This is a genomic window from Streptomyces sp. NPDC087440 (genome assembly GCF_044744005.1).
In the GTDB taxonomy this organism is placed as follows: domain Bacteria; phylum Actinomycetota; class Actinomycetes; order Streptomycetales; family Streptomycetaceae; genus Streptomyces.
The window spans coordinates 324,393-340,969 of the sequence record NZ_JBIUXN010000005.1; the positions used below are offsets into that span (position 1 = coordinate 324,393).

The window sequence follows — 16,577 nt, forward strand, 5'->3', positions numbered from 1 at the left end:
CTCATCCGTTACCGGACACCCCTGTACGTAAATACGCCTGACGACCAGTCACTGACCGTCCGCGTGCGCCTCAACTGTCCTGGTAGGTCGGCGAGCACCGTCACGGGTCGCTCGCAACGAAGGAAACGGTTTCCCACATGAGCAGAAACAAGCGGCGTTGGATCGCGCCCGGCGCCATGGCCGTGGTGCTGCTTCCGGGCCTCCCGGTGGTGCCCGCGCACGCGGTCGCCGCCCCGGGCGCTGGTGAGGAGGCGCCGAACGCCCGTCCGGCCGCGAAGAACGGCCGGATCGCCGCACCGGCGAAGGGTGCGGAACCGGCACGCTCGACGACTGCTCACGTGGCCCCGAAGGACCTCCCGAAGGCGCGACAGGCCCAGCTCACGTACGGCACGACCGGCGGCCCGCGGACTTCCTCGCGCCGCGCCGTGCCCCCGGGCCAGCCCTTCACGTACACGCTGACGGCGAAGAACAACGGGCCCTCGACGGCCCGGAATGTGACGTCCACCGACACGCTCCCGGCGAACATCGAGTTCGTGTCCTCCGCCGACGGGTGCACGGCGACCGGTCAGGTCGTCACCTGCGGACCCGAGCCCACGCTGGCGGTCGGAGCGACCCGGAGGTGGACGTTCGTCGCGCGGATCAAGCCCGCGTACCAGGGAGACGGCAGCGACCTGGGCAACGTCACCACCGGAACGTCCGACACCGACGACCCGGACCCCGGCAACGACGGGACCGACCCCGTCCTGCCGCCCGGCCCGTACACCCCGCAGGCCGATCTGGCGACCACCAAGACGGCCGTGGGCACGACTTTGAAGCGGCCGGGCGAGTCGTTCGACTACCTCGTCTCGGTCAAGAACAACGGGCCGTCCGACGCGGCCAACGTGAAGGTGACGGACACCCTCCCCACCGGGCTGACCTTCGTCTCCTCGCCGGACGGCTGCACGGCCGCCGGACAGGTCGTCACCTGCGGCCCGGCGGCCTCGCTCGCGGCCGGCGGCACGAAGAGCTGGACGATCCGCGTGCAGATCGACCCCGCGTACCGGGGCGACGGCAGCGACCTGGGCAACGTGGCCCGCGCCTCCTCGGACACCTCCGACCCCGACCCCGGGAACAACGACAGCCCGCCCGCGCGGCCCCCGGGCGACGTCGTCGCGAGGCCGAACGCCGACCTCGCCACCACCAAGGTCACGACCACCGACACACCGGTCCCGCCGGGGGACACCTTCGACTACCGGGTCACCGTGACGAACAACGGTCCCTCCACGGCCGCGAACGTCACCACGCGCGACCCGCTCCCCGCCGCGCTGAGCTTCGTGTCGTCGCCGGACGGCTGCACGGCGGCCGGGCAGGTCGTCACCTGCGGCCCCGAGGCGACCCTCGCCCCGGGCGCCTCCAAGACCTGGACTTTTACGGTCCGGCTCGACCCGGACTACACCGGCGACGGTTCGGACGCGCTGAACCTGGTGACCGCGACGTCCGACACCGACGACGACCACCCGGACGACAACACCAACCCGCGCCCCGGCACCCCGCTCCCCGGCGGGAAGCCCGCCCTGCCGAAGGCGGACATCGGGGTGACGAAGACTCCCGTCGGGAACACCCGGCCGACGCCGGGCACCACCTTCGACTACCGCATCGTCGTCACGAACGACGGGCCGTCCGCCGACGCCTACAACGTCACCGTCGGCGACAGCCTGCCCGCGCAACTGACGTTCGTCTCCTCGTCGCCCGAGGGCTGCACCGCCACGGGCCGGCAGGTCAGCTGCAAGCGACCCACTCCGCTGCCGGTCGGCGGCAAGCAGGAGTACCTGCTGAAGGTCAAGCTGGCCGCGGACTACACCGGCGACGGCAAGGACATCCTCAACACCACCAAGGTCACCGCCGACAACGCCGACCCCAACCCGGACAACGACGTCGCGACCGCCGGACTGCCCGGCGGCGGCGCGGGCGACCCGAGCGCGGACTTGACCACCAAGAAGGAAACGGTCACGAACGAGCCGGTCAAACCCGGCGAGACCTTTGACTACCGGGTGACCGCCACTAACAACGGCCCCTCGACGGCCAAGGGCGCCACGGTCGTCGACACCTTGCCCCGGGGGCTGTCGTTCGTATCCTCGCCGGACGGCTGCACGGCCGCCGGGCAGACCGTCACCTGCGGCCCCGAGGACATCGCCCCGGGCGCGTCCACGGCGTGGGTCTTCAAGGTCAGGCTCGACCCCTCGTACCTCGGCCGCGGTGACGACCTGGCGAACACCGCCTCGGTCGAGGCCGTCACCGGCGACCCCGACCCCGGCAACAACCCCAGCGACCCGACCCCGCCCCCCGGCGGCCAGACGTCCGCAGCCGACGCCGACCTCTTCCTGACGAAGTCGGCCCGGATGCCCGCAGGGGGTGCCGTCAAGCCGGGCGGCACCTTCGAGTACGTCCTCACCGTCACCAACAACGGTCCCTCCACTGCCGTCAACGTCCGGGCGAGCGACCCGCTGCCCCGCCAGGTCGGCTTCGTCTCCTCGCCCGACGGGTGCACCGCCTCGGGCGGGACCGTGAGGTGCGGCCCGGTGGCCGCCCTGCTGCCCGGCGAGTCGACGTCCTGGCGCTTCACCGTCCGGCTGGCCGCCTCGTACCGGGGCGACGGCACCGACATCCGCAACGAGGCCAAGGTCACCAGCGACACCTTGGACCGCGACCCGGGCAACAACACCAACGACCCCCAGGGCAGCCTGCCCCGGGTCAAGCCCGCACCGCCGGGCCACGTGCCGCCGCACGAGCCCCCGCCCACGCCCCCGGGCCACAAGCCGACGGGCCACAAGCCCACAGGTCACAAGCCCACGAGCCACAAGCCCACCGGCCACCACGGTCCTGCGCTCGCGGAGACCGGCTCCGACGGGCAACTGCTCGCGGTGGCGGGCGGCATGTCGATCCTGGGCGGCGCTCTCCTGTTCCTGACCCGACGCAGGAGTGCGGGACACGCCGGGAAGCGCCGGTAGCAGCACCACCTTGTCCCGCACCACATCGGTCCCCGAGAGCTCAGTCGGACCGGTACGCGGAGGCCTGGAGCGTGTAGAGCTCGTGGTACAGGCCGTGACGGGCCATCAGTTCGGTGTGCGTGCCGTGTTCGTGGAGACGGCCCTGTTCGAGTACGTAGATGCGGTCCGCCATCCGCACGCTGGCGAGCCGGTGCGTGATGAGCAGTACGGTGCGGCCGTGGGCCAGTGCCTTGATCCGCTCGAACAGGGCGTGCTCCGCCCGGGCGTCGAGGGCGGACGTCGGTTCGTCGCAGATGAGGAGCGGGGTGTCGCGGTAGAAGCCGCGCGCGATGGCCAGCCGCTGCCACTGGCCGCCGGACAGGTCGCGGCCCTCCTTGAACGATCGGTCCAGCAGCGTGTCGTACCCCCGGGGCAGCGTCTCGATGAAGCCGTCCGCACCGGCCTCCGAGGCGGCCCCGCGGACGCGGGCCTCGTCGCCGGGCGCGCCCAGGGTGATGTTGTCGCGGACGGTGAGGGGCCAGCGTACGAAGGCCTGCGGGACGGGGGCGACGAGGGAGGGCAGGCCGTCGCGGTCGGCCTCGGCCGTGGAGATGCCGTCGTAACGGACCTCTCCGGCGTCCGGGAGGTACAGACCGGCGATGATCTTCGCGAGGGTGGTCTTGCCCGACCCGTTCTCGCCGACCAGGGCCACGACCTCGCCGCGCCGCAGATCGAGGTCGACGCCCTGGACGGCGGGGGAGTCGGCGGCGGGGTAGGTGAAGGTGACGTCGCGGGCGGTGACGTGGGTGAAGGAGGCGGGCAGCGTGCGGGTGCCGTTGGTGATGCGGCGCGGGGCGATGTCGTCCCGCAGGGCGAGGAAGTCCGACACGTACAGCCCGTCCTCGTAGGCGGTGTTCACGGAGTGCGTGAGCCCGGTGAGGATCTGCTGGGCCGTGCGGACGGCGACCAGGGCGGTGCCCGCCGCGGCGAAGGGGATGCGGCCCGAAACCAGCAGCAGACCGAGCGCCAGGTAGATGGCGAAGGTGGCGATGCCGCCCAGGGCCTGGCCCTGGCCCTGGAAGCGGATCTGCTTCCCGGCCAGTTGCAGCAGCCGGTCGCACACCGCCTGCTGCACGCCGCGGAACTCCCGCATGAGGAAGTCCCGCATGCCGAACGCCCGCAGCTCGGCGGCCGGTTCCCGGTCGGCCAGGAGCTGGCGTACGACCTGCTCGCGGCGGTAGAGCGCGGCGACGCTGCTGTACATCCCGTAGCTCTCGCGTGCGGAGCGCACCGACGCCCACGCGGGCGGCAGTGCGGCCAGCAGGACAAGAGGCACCAGCACCGGATGCAGGAGGGCCAGGGTGCCCGCCACGGCGACCATCCCGAACAGGGCGGTCGCGATGGACAGCGTCACGCCGACCATCCGGCCGGTGCTGCCCGCCCCGCGTTCCTGCGCGCGCTGCACCTGGTCGTGGAAGTCGGGGTCGTCCAGGGCGACCAGATCGACCCGCCCGACGACGGCGAAGAGGGAGAGCAGGGCGGTCTGCTCCACCTGGGGGACCAGGCGCTGCTGGAGCCAGTCGACGGCCAGTTGGAGAGCGCCCCGCACCGTGATGATCACGGCGAGCCAGACGAGGGAGGGGACGGCCTCCTGGACCCGCTCGCGGGTGGGACCGCCGGTCAGCAGGGACTCCAGCGCCCCGTTGGTGGCGAGCAGCCCGAACGAGGTCAGTACGGCGGCGCTCACCCCGGCGATCAGGGCCGCTGCCGTGTCCCGGCGGCTCGCCTGCCAGGACAGCCGCAGACCGTGCCCGATGAGCCAGGGCAGGCGGCGCACCATCGTGAGGTACCCGGTTGCCCGGACCTCGGAGTCGAAGGCGTCCCAGTGGCGGCTCTCCACCGTCAGTTCCTGCTCGGGGAGCGCGCCCGAGGTGTCCGCCGGCTCCTGCTCGGGGAGCGCGTCCGAGGAATCCGCCGCGCTCGCCGGGTGGGCGCCGTCCGCCGCCTTCGCCGTGTCCTCTTCCCGGGCCCCAGACATGGGGCCATGATCACCCCCGGGCCACCGGCGGACCATTCGGAGCGCGCATCCGCGCGCGCCCTCGGGGCACGGTGCGGGATCTGCCCCGTGCCCCCGTCCTGGCCAGTACGCCCGCGCAGGCCGCCCCGCCGATCAGACCGCGACGAGTTCCTCGGCGACGAACCTGTCCACGAGCTCCTCCGCCCGGCGGTCGAAGTCGGCGTACTGCACCTCCCGTTCGGCACCCGCGACCGCGTCGCCGACCAGGAGGTTGCCCTCGGCGTCGACCCGCTGCGGCCGCTCCTCCGCGTCGGTGAGCAGGCCGACGGTGGACTGGGAGAACCCGCAGTAGTAGGCGATGCCCTCGCTCAGGTTGGTTTCGAGGACGGTCTGCATCCCCGCCACGATGGAGTCGTCGGACGTCGCTCCGGCCAGGCCCAGCCACAGCATGCGCTTGCCCGCGAGGCGGGGCTTGCTGCGGCCGTAGGCGAACCCGTAGTTCCATACACGGTCGATCCAGCCCTTGAGCAGGGCGGGCACGCTCTGCCAGTAGACCGGGAAGACGGCGACGACGACATCGGCGTCGAGGATGCGCTGCATATGGGCCTGCACTTCGTCCGAGTACGCCTTCTCCCGGTTGCCCCAGTCGGGTTCGTCCGCGACGTTCATCTGCGGGTCGAACCCCTCCGCGCGCAGGTCGAGGAGGTCGATGCGGTATCCGGCGGCTTCGAGCCGGGCGGCGGCACGGCGGGCCGTGTGGGCGGTGAGGGAGTCGGCGCGGTGGTGTGCGACGACGACGAGGGCGGTCCTGGCAGGGCTGTCGAGCTGAGTCACGGTCTCTCCCGGCTGGTGTCGTTCGGTGCGATGAACCCAGTACAGCCGCAGCGATGTAGATGATCCATGGGAGAAGCGCTACGGAACATAGGAGATCGTCTACGCTGTGGTCCGTGGACCCTTTGAGTACGCTCCTCAGCGGCATCCGGGCCGAGGGCTCGGTCGTCAGCCACGCCGTCCTGACGGCACCCTGGACCATCCGCTTCGCCGACGAGGCACCGCTCACCATGGTCAGCGTGCTGCGCGGCGGAGGCACCCTGCTGCTGCCCGACGGCACCGAGCGGAAGGTCGGCGTGGGCGACACGGCCATCGTGCGCGGCCCCGCCCCGTTCCACCTGGCGGACCGCCCCGGCAGCCTCCAACGCGCCTCTTCCGCCTACGAGATCGCCTGCTTCACCACGGACGCCGAATGCACCGCCCAGGAGCTGAGCGGAATTCGCTGGGGTACCGACACGGAGGAGGCGACCGCGCTGATCGTGGGCGCCTACCGTGCCTCCGGCCGCCGCCACGAGCGGCTGCTGAACGCGCTGCCGCCCGTCCTGGTGGTCACGGAGGACGCGGAGGTCTGCGGCTGGCTGGAGCAGGCCGCCGCCGACGCCGCCCAACTCACCGCCGGTTCCCAGGCGTTGATGGACCGGCTCCTCGACTGGGCCCTGGTGTGCACGTTGCGCAGCTGGTTCGACCAGGCCGGTGCCGACGCGCCGAGCTGGTACCGGGGCCTCGCCGACGACGTTCTCGGCCCGGCCCTCCAGGCCTTCCACGACCGGCCCGCCGAGTCCTGGACGGTCGCCTCGCTGGCCACCCGGGCGGGCGTCTCCCGGGCCCTGTTCGCCAAGCGCTTCACCGCACTGATGGGCCGCCCGCCCCTCACGTACCTCACGGAATGCCGCATGGACGAGGCCGAGACGCTGCTCACCGACACGGACCTCAGCATCGCCCAGATCGGAAGGTCCGTGGGCTATGCCGACGCGTTCGGCTTCAGCGCCGCGTTCAAACGCCACAAGGGCCAGAGTCCCCGTACGTTCCGCACCGCGGCGGCCTGAGACCGGAAGCTCGCCGACGGTCTTGTCCCGGGTCAGGCCAGGGGAATCTCCACCCGCACGCGCGTGCCGCCCGGTTCCTGCCGGACGTCCATCCGGCGGCTGAGGGCGGAGACGATCTCCAGACCGTGCTGGCCGACCCGGTCGGGGTCCGGGCGGTGGACGACGGGCGTGCCGCTCCAGCCGTAGTCCCGCATGGTGACCGTCAGCACGTCGGCCTGGACGCGCAGGTCGAGGCGGCAGGGCCCCGGGGCGTGCTTGCAGACGTTCGTGGCGAGTTCGCTCACCACCAGCCGGGCGATCTCCGCCGCGTCCACGGTGACCGGCCGACCGCCCACCGTCCGTACACGGCGCAGGAAGTCGCGCAGGAAGTCTCGGGCCCGGAAGATCTCTCCCGAGTCCATGTCGAAGGACATGGATGCCGCCACGACAGCGATGGCGGGATCTTTCCGGATGTCACTGTCGGGTGTGGTCTGCTTCATACCTCCGCCTGTGGGTCAGCGACATCGTCCGGCTCGCACCTGTTCGTGTTGCCCAGCCTGCACGGCCCACGTACCCCTGCTTCCCCTCTCCATGCGCGACACCCGCACCTCGCGTTCCACGAGTCCTGATGAGCCGTACGGGACCCGGCGAGCCCGCGGCGAGGCAACCGGCCCCGCCGAGGGGGGGCTCGTACCGGGACGTCAACGGGAATCCCTCGAACTGGATTTCCGCACCGCATGTCAGGAACCGACCCGCCGTCCGGGCCCTCATGATCGGTGAGGGCCCGGGGCCGCGCTCGGCGACCGTCCTCCCGGAATTCCCGGCGGCATTCCCCCAGGTGCGCCGCTCCCGCGACCAGTTGAGAACGAGGTTGTCCCATGCCCCTGTCGACGCACCGCCGTACGGCCGTCAGCGCCACCCTGATCGCCGCCCTGGCCTGCGGTCTCGCCCCCGCCACCGCGGCCGTCGCGGCACCGGCGGCCGCCACGGCCCCGGCCGCGGCGCAGACACCCCCCGCCCCCGACCTGGACGGTGTGACCGCGGCCCTGAACGCCGCCCTCGCCAAGGGCGCCCCGGGCGCGATGGCCCGCTTCACCGGCCCCGACGGTGTCCTTACCAGGACCGTCGGCGTCCGCGACCGCACGACCGGCGAGGCCATGAACACCCGGGCGCGCTTCCGCATCGGCAGCGTCAGCAAGACCTTCTCCAGCGTCGTCCTGCTCCAACTGGTCGACGAGGGGCGGCTGGAGCTCGACGCGCCCGTCAACCGCTACCTCCCCGGCCTGCTGCCCGACGACCGCATCACGGTCCGTCACCTGCTCACCCACCGCAGCGGCCTGGCCGACTACACCGACGACATGTTCGCCCGGACCGTGCCCGGCTTCGAGGCCGTCCGCAACCGGGTCTTCACCCAGCGGGAACTGGTCGGCCTCTCGCTGGCCCTGCCGCGCACCACCGAGCCGGGGGCCGCGTACAGATACTCCAACACCAACTTCGTCGTCGTCGGCATGCTCATCGAGCAGGCCACGGGCACCCCGGTCGCCCGGCAGTACGAGCGCCGCATCATCAAGCCCCTGAAGCTGCGGCACACCTCCTACGTCCACCCCGACACGCGGATCAAGGGCACGCACGTGCGCGGCTACCTCCACCCCGACGAGGAGGGCGCCCCGCTCGTCGATTCGACGGAACAGACCGTCTCCTGGGCCCAGGCGGCCGGTGCGGTCATCTCCGACCCCGCCGACCTCAACACCTTCACCTCCGCACTGATGCGGGGCAGGCTGCTCTCGCCGCGCATGCTGGACGCGATGACCACGGTCACCCCGACGGACACCACCCAGACCCGCTTCTACGGACTGGGACTGCGCCGTTACGACCTGTCCTGCGGCACCCAGGTCTACGGCCACACCGGTACCGTTCAGGGCTTCTACACCTACGCCTTCGCGACCCGCGACGGCCGCCGGGCGCTCTCCGCCATGGCGAACACCTCGAACCGGGGCGCGGTGAACACGGCGCTGGGCGGCACCCTGGAGGCGGCCTTCTGCGGCAAGCCCGCCCGGCCGACGGCATCCCCGACGACCCGGCAGCTCCACCCGCGCTCCGCCCTCCCGGCGGAGGCCGACCTGCCCGAGAACCGCTGAGGACCGCCCGGCCGGGACGGTCGGGCGGCGAGGACGGGACGGCGGGTGCGGCCCGGCGCATGAAGCTGCGCCGGGCCGCACCCGTCCGTCACAGAGCGCGGGTGAGGCGGTCGGTGAGCAGCCGGGTGAACCGGGCCGGGTCGGGCAGCTCGCCGCCTTCGGCGAGCAGGGCGCTGCCGTAGACCAGTTCGGCGGTCTCCGCCAGCGCCGGATCGTCTGCGTTGGCCTCGTGCGCCGTGCGCAGAGCGGTGATCAGCGGATGCGTGGGATTGAGCTCCAGGATCCGCTTCACCGGGGGCAGTTCCTGCCCCATCGCCCGGTACATCTTCTCCAGGGTCGGCGTGACGTCGTGGGCGTCACCGACGATGCAGGCCGCGGACGTCGTCAGGCGGGACGACAGGCGCACCTCCTTGACCTGCTCGGACAGCGTGCCGGTCAGCCACGGCAACAGGGCCGCGAAGTCCTGCTCGCGCCGGGCCTTGTCGGCGTCGCTCTCCTGGTCGCCGTCGGCGTTCTCGCCGAGGTCGACCTGCCCCTTGGCGATCGACTGCAGCCGGTGGCCGTCGAAGGCCGCCACCCGGTCCACCCACACCTCGTCGACGGGGTCGGTGAGGATCAGGACCTCGTACCCCTTGGCGGCGAAGGCCTCCATGTGCGGGGAGTTCTCCACCATGGCGCGGGTCTCGCCGGTCAGGTAGTAGACGGCGTCCTGGCCGTCCTTCATCCGCCCGACGTACTCGCGCAGCGTGGTGGGCTTCTCCGGGTCGTGCGTGGAGGCGGCCGACACCAGTTCCAGCAGGGCCTCGGTGTTGTCCGGGTCCTCGATCAGGCCTTCCTTCAGCGCCCGGCCGAACTGGGCCCACACCGTCGCGTACCGCTCGGCGTCCTTGGCCTGCATGTCCTTGACGGCGCCGAGGACCTTCTTGACCAGCCGTCGGCGTACGCCGCGGATCTGGCGGTCGTGCTGGAGGATCTCGCGGGAGACGTTCAGCGACAGGTCGTGGGCGTCGACGACACCCTTGACGAAACGCAGGTAGTTGGGCATGAGCGCGTCGCAGTCGTCCATGATGAACACCCGCTTGACGTACAGCTGCACGCCGCGCCGGGTCTCGCGGGAGAACAGGTCGAAGGGCGCCTGCGAGGGGATGAACAGCAGCGCCTCGTACTCGAAGGTGCCCTCGGCGCGCATGTGGATCGTCTCGGCCGGAGGCTGCCAGTCGTGGCTGATCTGCTGGTAGAACTCGTGGTACTCGCTCTCGGCCACCTCGGCGCGCGGCCTGGCCCACAGCGCCTTCATCGAGTTGAGGGTGTCCACGTCCCGGGTCGTGGTGCCCTCGGCGTCGGTGTGCTCCGTGGCCATCCGGATCGGCCAGCGGATGAAGTCCGAGTACTGCTTGACGATCTGACGGATCTTCACTTCGGACAGGTAGTCGGCGAGGCCGTCGTCGCTGTCGACGGGCTTGAGGTGCAGGGTGACCGAAGTGCCCACGGGCAGGCCGTCGACGGCCTGGAGGGTGTAGGCGCCCTCGCCGTCGGACTCCCACTGGGTGCCGGAGTCGGTACCGGCCCGCCGGGTGCGCAGGGTGACCCGGTCGGCCACCATGAACGCCGAGTAGAAGCCGACGCCGAACTGGCCGATCAGGTTCTCGGCGGACGCGGCGTCCTGCGACTCCTTGATCTTTTCGAGGAGTTCGGCGGTGCCGGACTTCGCGATCGTACCGATCAGCTCCACGACCTCGTCCCGGCTCATGCCGATGCCATTGTCACGGACGGTCAGCGTCCGGGCTTCCTGGTCGACCTCCAGCGCGATGTGCAGGTCGGAGGCGTCGAGCCCGGAGAGGCCGGAGTCGGTCAGCGATTCCAGCCGCAGTTTGTCCAGGGCGTCGGAGGCGTTCGAGATCAGCTCGCGCAGGAAGATGTCCTTGTTCGAGTAGATCGAGTGAATCACCAGGCGGAGCAACTGGCGTGTCTCGGCCTGGAATTCCATCGTCTCGACACTGCTGGCCACGGGGGCACCTTTCTCTGAGTACGTCATGATTTGTGGGGGACCGGGGGACCGGGGGACCGAGGGTCGGTACGAGCCGTACGGCTCAGCCGTCGTCGGCGGCGTTGGCACGGGCCCAGTCGGCGGCTGCGCGTTCGGCCGCTCTGGCCTGCCGGGTGGCCGTCACCCGCTGCTCGCCGGTGGTGCCGACGGCGCCAGGGCGGCCGCGCAGATAGCGGCGCTCGGCTGCCTGCCGGCTGGCGACGCCGAGCGGCCGGGCGAGCTCCGCCCAACTGGCGCCCGCGCTGCGGGCGGTCTCGATCAGGCCGGTCTCCCACCCCGCGAGCTCCTCACGCACCTGCCGCAGCAGGGTCAGGGAGTCGAGCGCCTGTTCGGCACCGGGCACGGCCGCGTCGGGAGTCTCGTGCCGGGCTGCGCGCAGCGCGTCGCTCATGGCGGCGAGGGCCGCCGCCGCGGCGACGAAGGATGCGGGGCCGTTGGTGCCGGTACGGCTGGTGGACGGCTGCCCGGCTGCGGTCACGGCCACCTCCCCCGACACTCGTTCCATCAATCACAACACCCCGATGTCATCCATTCGATGACATGGTACGACGATGTCGGGCCGCCGTTGCGTCGTACGGGGAACCGCGCTCCGCACTGCCCCGTTCCGCACCCTCCTGCTGCCCCCTCACCTCGTGCGCCGAGTCCCGTGCCGCCGGGCCCCGAGCCGCACCTCGGCCCGCACAGGGGTCGGCGCCAGGGCCGCCCGGACGCTGGACAGAGGCCCGGCCTCCACCTGCCGGAGCACCTCCTCCGGCAGGGCGTCCGGCTCCAGCGAGACGGTCATCCGGACGTGCACGACGCGTTTCGCCCGGCCCAGTGCGATCCGTGCCGCGCGCACCCCGGGCACCTGTGCCGTCTGTGAAGTCAGCGCGGCCCGCAGGGCGTTCGGCCGGAGCCACAGGCCGGGCCGCCCCAGCGGCAGGCGGGCGCGGGCGCGTGCCGTCCGTACCGCCAGGACGAGCATCCGTACGACTCCCAGCAGCAGGGCGAGCGACAGGGCCACCAGCACCGTCGGCGCCCACCAGGCACGCGTACCCGTCGCGCCCGCCTCGGCGCGCGGCAGCGGCCACCAGCCCGGCAGGTGGGAGCGCAGACCGCTCGCCGGGTGCACGGCGACATGGCCCACGACCAGCCACAGACCGGCCGCAAGGGACACGAGGGCCAGGATCAGGAGTGCGGCCCGGGTCGTGAACGTCGTCGCGGGCGTGGGCATCGTCATGTCCCTGTCTCCTCGGTACGGTCGGGCTCCTCGGCGCGGTGCGACGCGGCCCGCAGGCGGACGCGCGGACGCAGGGGCCGCGTCAGCCCCAGCGCGCCGACAGCCCCGTCGACCGCCGCCGTCAATCGGGCCTCAACGGCGGCGAGTTCGCCGTATCCGGCCAGTGCCCGGACCGTGGCGCGACGGCGGCCCGCCCGGACCCGGGCAGAGGTCACGCCCGGCACCGCGAGCGCCGTGTCGCGCAGCAGCAGAGCGATCGCCGAACGGTCCAGCACGGCGCGGGTGCCACCCGTCCGCACGGTCATCGGCAGGCGGTCGCGTCGACCCGGCAGCACGGCCGCACCCAGCAGCCACAGCCCGACGACGACCGCCACCAGACCCGCCACCAGCGCCGCCGGGTCCGCGAGGGACGTGGTCGCCACCCGGTGCAGCAGATCGGGCCGAGGCGAGCCGGGCAGCACGTGCCCGGTACGCCGGGCGACGCCCTCGGCAAGCAGGTAACCGCAGGCGGCCGTTCCCCCGCACAGGACCAGGAGCGCGGTGCCCCGGCGTGGGGACCAGGGGCGGCGTTCCGGCACGTCCGCCGCCGCTTCGACGGCACCCGGACCCTCCGGTGAACCCGCATCCGGTCCGCTCCCCGCCGCACCGGATCGCCGCGCGTCCTCGCCGCGCGGCCGGTCCAGTCGGCTGCCGGGTGCGGGCCCGGTCCCGGTCAGAGCGGCCACCCGTACCTCGGGAGGAGGCACCGTCAGGCCCGTCAGCTCGGCAGTGGTGCGTGCCACGTGCCGCTGGGCGGCTTGCGCGGTGCCGGCCAGATCGGCCGCGTACGGCAGGGTCACGCCCAGGGTGACGGCGGCGGTGCGGCCGCTGCGTACGACCGACGCCGACGGCAGCTCGGTGCCGCCGCCGGGTACGGCCTCCGCCCAGGACCGGGCGGCGATCCGGCGTACCGCCCGGTCCGTGACGGTGGTCGAACCCCGCTCGCCGGGCGGCACCGCTCCCGGCCCGAGCGGCGGCCGTGGCGCGCTCACCGGGTCCTCCGGCGGCCCTCGCCCGGTCCACCGGACCGGTCGAGCCGGTCCCACAGCCGCTGCCGTGCCTCCGCGTCCTCCAGGACGTGCCCCACGGCCCCGCCCGCGGCACCGCACAGCGCGACGACGAGGAAGGCGCCGAAGCCGCCGAACCAGCCCGCGAAACCCAGGGCGAGGCCCGCGAGAGCACCGATGTGTGACCTGTTCATGGTCCTGCCTTCTGTCCTTCCCGAGGACGGGAGGTAGCGCATGAGAAAGGGGGAGGGGATCAGGAGACGCGGGTCTCGGCGGTCCGGCCGTCGTCCTGGTCGTCCTCCGGGAGGTGGACGTCGTTGACCGTCACGTTGACCTCCACGACCTCCAGGCCCGTGGTCCGCTCCACCGCCGAGACGACGTTCTCGCGCACGTCACGGGCGACGTCGGCGATGGACACCCCGTACTCCACGACCAGTTCCAGGTCGATCGCCGTCTGCACCTCGCCGACCTCGACCTTGACGCCCCGGCCGACGCTCGGCCGGCCGACCGGAACCCGGTCGCGGACCGCGCCGATGGTGCGCGAGAGGCCGCCGCCCATGTCGTGCACGCCGGGGATCTCCCGGGCCGCGATCCCGGCGATCTTCACGACCACGAGGTCCGCGATGGCGGTCTTGCCCCGGGTGGCCGCGGGCTCGTCCGCGCCGGGCCTGCCGTGGCCCACCGGGGTGAGGTCCGGAGCGCCCCGGCCGGGGACGGCGGCCGGGGGAGTGCCGGGGCCCGTGGTGGTGAGGCCCGAGGTGGTGAGGCCGCCGGTCTGCTGCGAAGCCATGAGAAGTCTCCCGAAATAGCGCTGCTCTTGCTCGGTCACGTCGTTGGACTCCGTACCTGCCGATCCGTTACGCGCCGATTCCGGATTCCTTCTTTCCGCTTCTGTGCGTGACGGAACACGGCGAGCGGTGTCGAACACACGCAGGGCGAAGAGAGGAGTCGGCACGTGCCCGGAAACGGGGATGACCAGGGTGACGGCGGCATCGAAGGCGACACCGGCGGCGGTACGACCGGCGGCGGCAGGACGGACGCCATGCCCGACCGCCTGCTCGCCGTGCGTGCGGGCGAGGGCGACGAGGGCGCCTTCGAGGTCCTCGTACGACGGCACGGCCCCGAACTGCTGCGGCTGGCCGTCCGCATGCTCGGCAGCACGACCGAGGCGGAGGACGCGGTGCAGGAGGCCTTCGTGAGCGCGTGGCGCAGCCTGCCCGAATTCCGCGGCGACGCGGCGTTCCTCACCTGGATGTACCGCATCGTCACCAACCGGTGCCTGAACCAGCTCCGGACGCGTCGGCCCGTCACCCACCTCGACGCCGTGCCGGAACACGAGACGCCGGGACACGAGGGCTCCCCGGTGCGCGACGCCGAGGCGGGGGCCGCCCTGCGGGAACTCTCGCGGGCGCTGGAGGGCCTGTCGCCCGAACAGCGGGCCTGCTGGCTGCTGCGCGAGATGCACGGGCTGTCGTACGAGGAGATCGCGGATACGGTCGGCATCAGTCCGCAAGCGGTACGCGGCCGGATGTTCCGCGCACGCCGAGCTCTGATGGAGGCGATGGCGGCATGGCGATGAACGGACACGGCGGACCGCCGTACGACAACGGGCCCGGGAACGACCACGAAGGGGGTCCGGACGACGACCTGCTGCCCTGCGGACGGTCGCTGTACGAGGTGTGGGCGCAGCACGAGGCCACGCCCGACGCGTCCCCGCGCACCCCCGGTCACCCCGCCGACTGCGTCCACTGCGCGGCCGCGCTGGAGGATCTCCGTACCCTCGACGACTTCGTCCAGCGGACGCGCACGGAGGACGCGAACGCGCCCGCGCCGGACGCGTCGGCGGTCGCCTCCCGCGTGATGGACCTGGTGCGCCTGGAACTGCGGCCCGGTCGGACCCTCCCGCTCGGCGAACCCGAGGAGGACCACTGGATCGTGGAGGCGGCCGCGGCGAAGACCCTGCGCGGCGCCGCGGAGACGGTCGCCGGGGTACGGGCGGGAAGCTGCCGCGTCGCCCCCGCGGCCGGCCCCGGTGCGGGCGCGCGGGGCCCGGTGCGGGTCACCGTCGAAGTGGAGGCGGGCACCCGGCGCGCCCTGCCCGCACTGGCGGAGGCGGTACGCACGGCCGTGGCCCGGGCCGCCGACCGTGCGATCGGCATGCGGGTGAGTGAGGTGGACGTGCTGGTGGTGGACCTCTTCGACGAGGACGCCGCCGACTTCGACGAGGACGCCGCCGACCCTGACCAGGACGGCGCCGACGGTGACACGGCTGCTCCCGAGCGTGGTCGCCGCGACCTCCGGGGCGAGACGGATGAGGAGCTGTGATGACGGACGACGTGGGCGGGGCGGGCGAGGCGGGGAGCGGCGCCTCCCGCGAGACGGGCGAACGGCTGGCCCGGGCGGTCGCCTCGGCCGTTGCCGAGGTCCCCGGAGTGGCGTTCCTGCGCCCCCGGTTGGGCGACCTGCTCCGGGGCTCGGCGGCGGCCGCCCGCCTGCGGCGTACACCGGCGGCCGACCGGGCTCCGGCGGGCGTGCGGGTGCGCCGGGTCCCGGACACCGGGCACTGGCACGTCGAGGTGCAGTTCACGGTGCGCCAGGGCCACCGGGCGGTGGACGTCGCCCGCGCGGTCCGGGCCACGGGCGAGCGGGCGGCGGGCGGGCTGCCCGTGGAGCTCACGGTGACGGTCGCCGGGGTCGGGTGACCCCGGCCTCCCCGGCCTCCCCGGCCTCCCCGGACCGCACGGCGCTGCGGAATCAGGGGCGCCCCTGATGGAGTTCAGCCTCAACTCCCCGTACTCTACTGGGCGTTGATGCTCCGGTGCCGTAACCGGACGCACCGTACGGAAGGGCGGACACATGCAGCTGCGAAGGGCTCTGGCGGTACTCGTGGGCACGACCGCGTTGATGCTCCCGCTGACGGGAGGCATCGCCTCGGCCACGACGCAGGACGCGGCCGCCCTCCAGGTGTCCTGCCGGGGGGTGAGCACCGTCGGCTACTACTGCGGCTACTCCCTGTACGACAACTACCTGTCGAAGGGGGACCGGGGCTCGAACGTCAAGGAGTTGCAGGCGCACCTCGTCTGGCGGGGCTTCTCGGTGGGTTCCACCGGCATCGACGGCGAGTTCGGGACGGCGACGGAGAACGCCCTGCGCGCCTACCAGAGGTCCCGCGGCCTCGGGGCGGACGGGATCGCCGGACCCAACACCTGGAACAAGCTGCGCACCGTCCGCTGATCCTGATCCTGATCCTCTCCCGCTGTTCCGGAGACCGCACCACCGGAGCACCCT

General features: G+C 72.6%; 15 protein-coding genes and 1 pseudogene. 7 read left to right on the plus strand and 9 right to left on the minus strand.

All coding sequences use genetic code 11. The annotated features are described in order from the left end of the window. Positions 1–137 precede the first annotated feature (137 nt). Complete coding sequence (locus ACIO3O_RS14305) at positions 138–2,987, plus strand: LPXTG cell wall anchor domain-containing protein (protein WP_401745169.1); 2,850 nt, start codon at positions 138–140, stop codon at positions 2,985–2,987. Positions 2,988–3,027: 40 nt separating this feature from the next. Here ACIO3O_RS14305 and ACIO3O_RS14310 read toward each other — a convergent pair whose 3' ends face one another. Together ACIO3O_RS14310 and ACIO3O_RS14315 are read right to left on the minus strand one after the other, a co-directional pair. After that, the gene (locus ACIO3O_RS14310) at positions 3,028–5,004 is read right to left on the minus strand and encodes an ABC transporter ATP-binding protein (RefSeq protein WP_401745170.1); all 1,977 of its coding nucleotides are present in this window, start codon (positions 5,002–5,004) and stop codon (positions 3,028–3,030) included. 132 nt (positions 5,005–5,136) lie between these two features. Beyond that, entirely contained in the window at positions 5,137–5,817 is a 681-nt protein-coding gene (locus ACIO3O_RS14315) for an NAD(P)H oxidoreductase (RefSeq protein WP_401745171.1), read from the minus strand. Positions 5,818–5,921: 104 nt separating this feature from the next. On the opposite strand from ACIO3O_RS14315, the gene ACIO3O_RS14320 reads away from it, so the two are divergent. After that, positions 5,922–6,860, plus strand: a complete 939-nt coding sequence (locus ACIO3O_RS14320) for an AraC family transcriptional regulator (protein ID WP_401745272.1) — start codon at positions 5,922–5,924, stop codon at positions 6,858–6,860. A 32-nt stretch (positions 6,861–6,892) separates the two neighbouring features. Here ACIO3O_RS14320 and ACIO3O_RS14325 read toward each other — a convergent pair whose 3' ends face one another. Next, positions 6,893–7,339 carry an ATP-binding protein gene (locus ACIO3O_RS14325; RefSeq protein WP_401745172.1) on the minus strand — a complete coding sequence of 149 codons (447 nt, stop codon included), beginning with the start codon at positions 7,337–7,339 and terminating at the stop codon, positions 6,893–6,895. A 378-nt stretch (positions 7,340–7,717) separates the two neighbouring features. On the opposite strand from ACIO3O_RS14325, the gene ACIO3O_RS14330 reads away from it, so the two are divergent. Continuing rightward, on the plus strand, positions 7,718–8,977 hold the full coding sequence (locus tag ACIO3O_RS14330) for a serine hydrolase domain-containing protein (RefSeq protein WP_401745173.1): 1,260 nt from the start codon (positions 7,718–7,720) through the stop codon (positions 8,975–8,977). Positions 8,978–9,065: 88 nt separating this feature from the next. Here the strand turns inward: ACIO3O_RS14330 and htpG are convergent, their stop codons facing one another. From htpG to ACIO3O_RS14360, 6 genes and pseudogenes are all read right to left on the minus strand, one after another. Continuing rightward, positions 9,066–10,985: a molecular chaperone HtpG gene (htpG, locus tag ACIO3O_RS14335; RefSeq protein ID WP_401745174.1), complete on the minus strand. Its 1,920-nt coding sequence runs from the start codon at positions 10,983–10,985 to the stop codon at positions 9,066–9,068. Positions 10,986–11,076: 91 nt separating this feature from the next. Beyond that, a pseudogene (locus ACIO3O_RS14340) lies at positions 11,077–11,502 on the minus strand (type III effector protein); the annotation flags it as partial. 147 nt (positions 11,503–11,649) lie between these two features. Continuing rightward, on the minus strand, positions 11,650–12,243 hold the full coding sequence (locus ACIO3O_RS14345; protein ID WP_401745175.1) for a hypothetical protein: 594 nt from the start codon (positions 12,241–12,243) through the stop codon (positions 11,650–11,652). Further along, positions 12,240–13,274 carry a DUF6286 domain-containing Asp23/Gls24 family envelope stress response protein gene (locus tag ACIO3O_RS14350; RefSeq protein WP_401745176.1) on the minus strand — a complete coding sequence of 345 codons (1,035 nt, stop codon included), beginning with the start codon at positions 13,272–13,274 and terminating at the stop codon, positions 12,240–12,242. The genes ACIO3O_RS14345 and ACIO3O_RS14350 overlap by 4 nt, the downstream gene beginning before the upstream one ends. After that, entirely contained in the window at positions 13,271–13,483 is a 213-nt protein-coding gene (locus ACIO3O_RS14355) for a hypothetical protein (RefSeq protein ID WP_401745177.1), read from the minus strand. The genes ACIO3O_RS14350 and ACIO3O_RS14355 overlap by 4 nt, the downstream gene beginning before the upstream one ends. Positions 13,484–13,542: 59 nt before the next feature. Continuing rightward, positions 13,543–14,079, minus strand: coding sequence for an Asp23/Gls24 family envelope stress response protein (locus ACIO3O_RS14360; RefSeq protein ID WP_401745178.1), 537 nt, complete (start codon positions 14,077–14,079; stop codon positions 13,543–13,545). A 165-nt stretch (positions 14,080–14,244) separates the two neighbouring features. Here ACIO3O_RS14360 and ACIO3O_RS14365 point away from each other — a divergent pair, with 165 nt between their 5' ends. From ACIO3O_RS14365 to ACIO3O_RS14380, 4 genes are all read left to right on the plus strand, one after another. Next, positions 14,245–14,868: an RNA polymerase sigma factor gene (locus tag ACIO3O_RS14365; protein ID WP_401745179.1), complete on the plus strand. Its 624-nt coding sequence runs from the start codon at positions 14,245–14,247 to the stop codon at positions 14,866–14,868. Next, positions 14,859–15,614: a hypothetical protein gene (locus ACIO3O_RS14370; RefSeq protein ID WP_401745180.1), complete on the plus strand. Its 756-nt coding sequence runs from the start codon at positions 14,859–14,861 to the stop codon at positions 15,612–15,614. Before ACIO3O_RS14365 ends, ACIO3O_RS14370 begins: the two co-directional genes overlap by 10 nt. Beyond that, positions 15,614–15,991, plus strand: a complete 378-nt coding sequence (locus ACIO3O_RS14375) for an Asp23/Gls24 family envelope stress response protein (RefSeq protein ID WP_401745181.1) — start codon at positions 15,614–15,616, stop codon at positions 15,989–15,991. The genes ACIO3O_RS14370 and ACIO3O_RS14375 overlap by 1 nt, the downstream gene beginning before the upstream one ends. 154 nt (positions 15,992–16,145) lie before the next feature. Beyond that, entirely contained in the window at positions 16,146–16,523 is a 378-nt protein-coding gene (locus tag ACIO3O_RS14380; RefSeq protein WP_401745182.1) for a peptidoglycan-binding protein, read from the plus strand. The last annotated feature ends 54 nt before the right edge of the window (positions 16,524–16,577 follow it).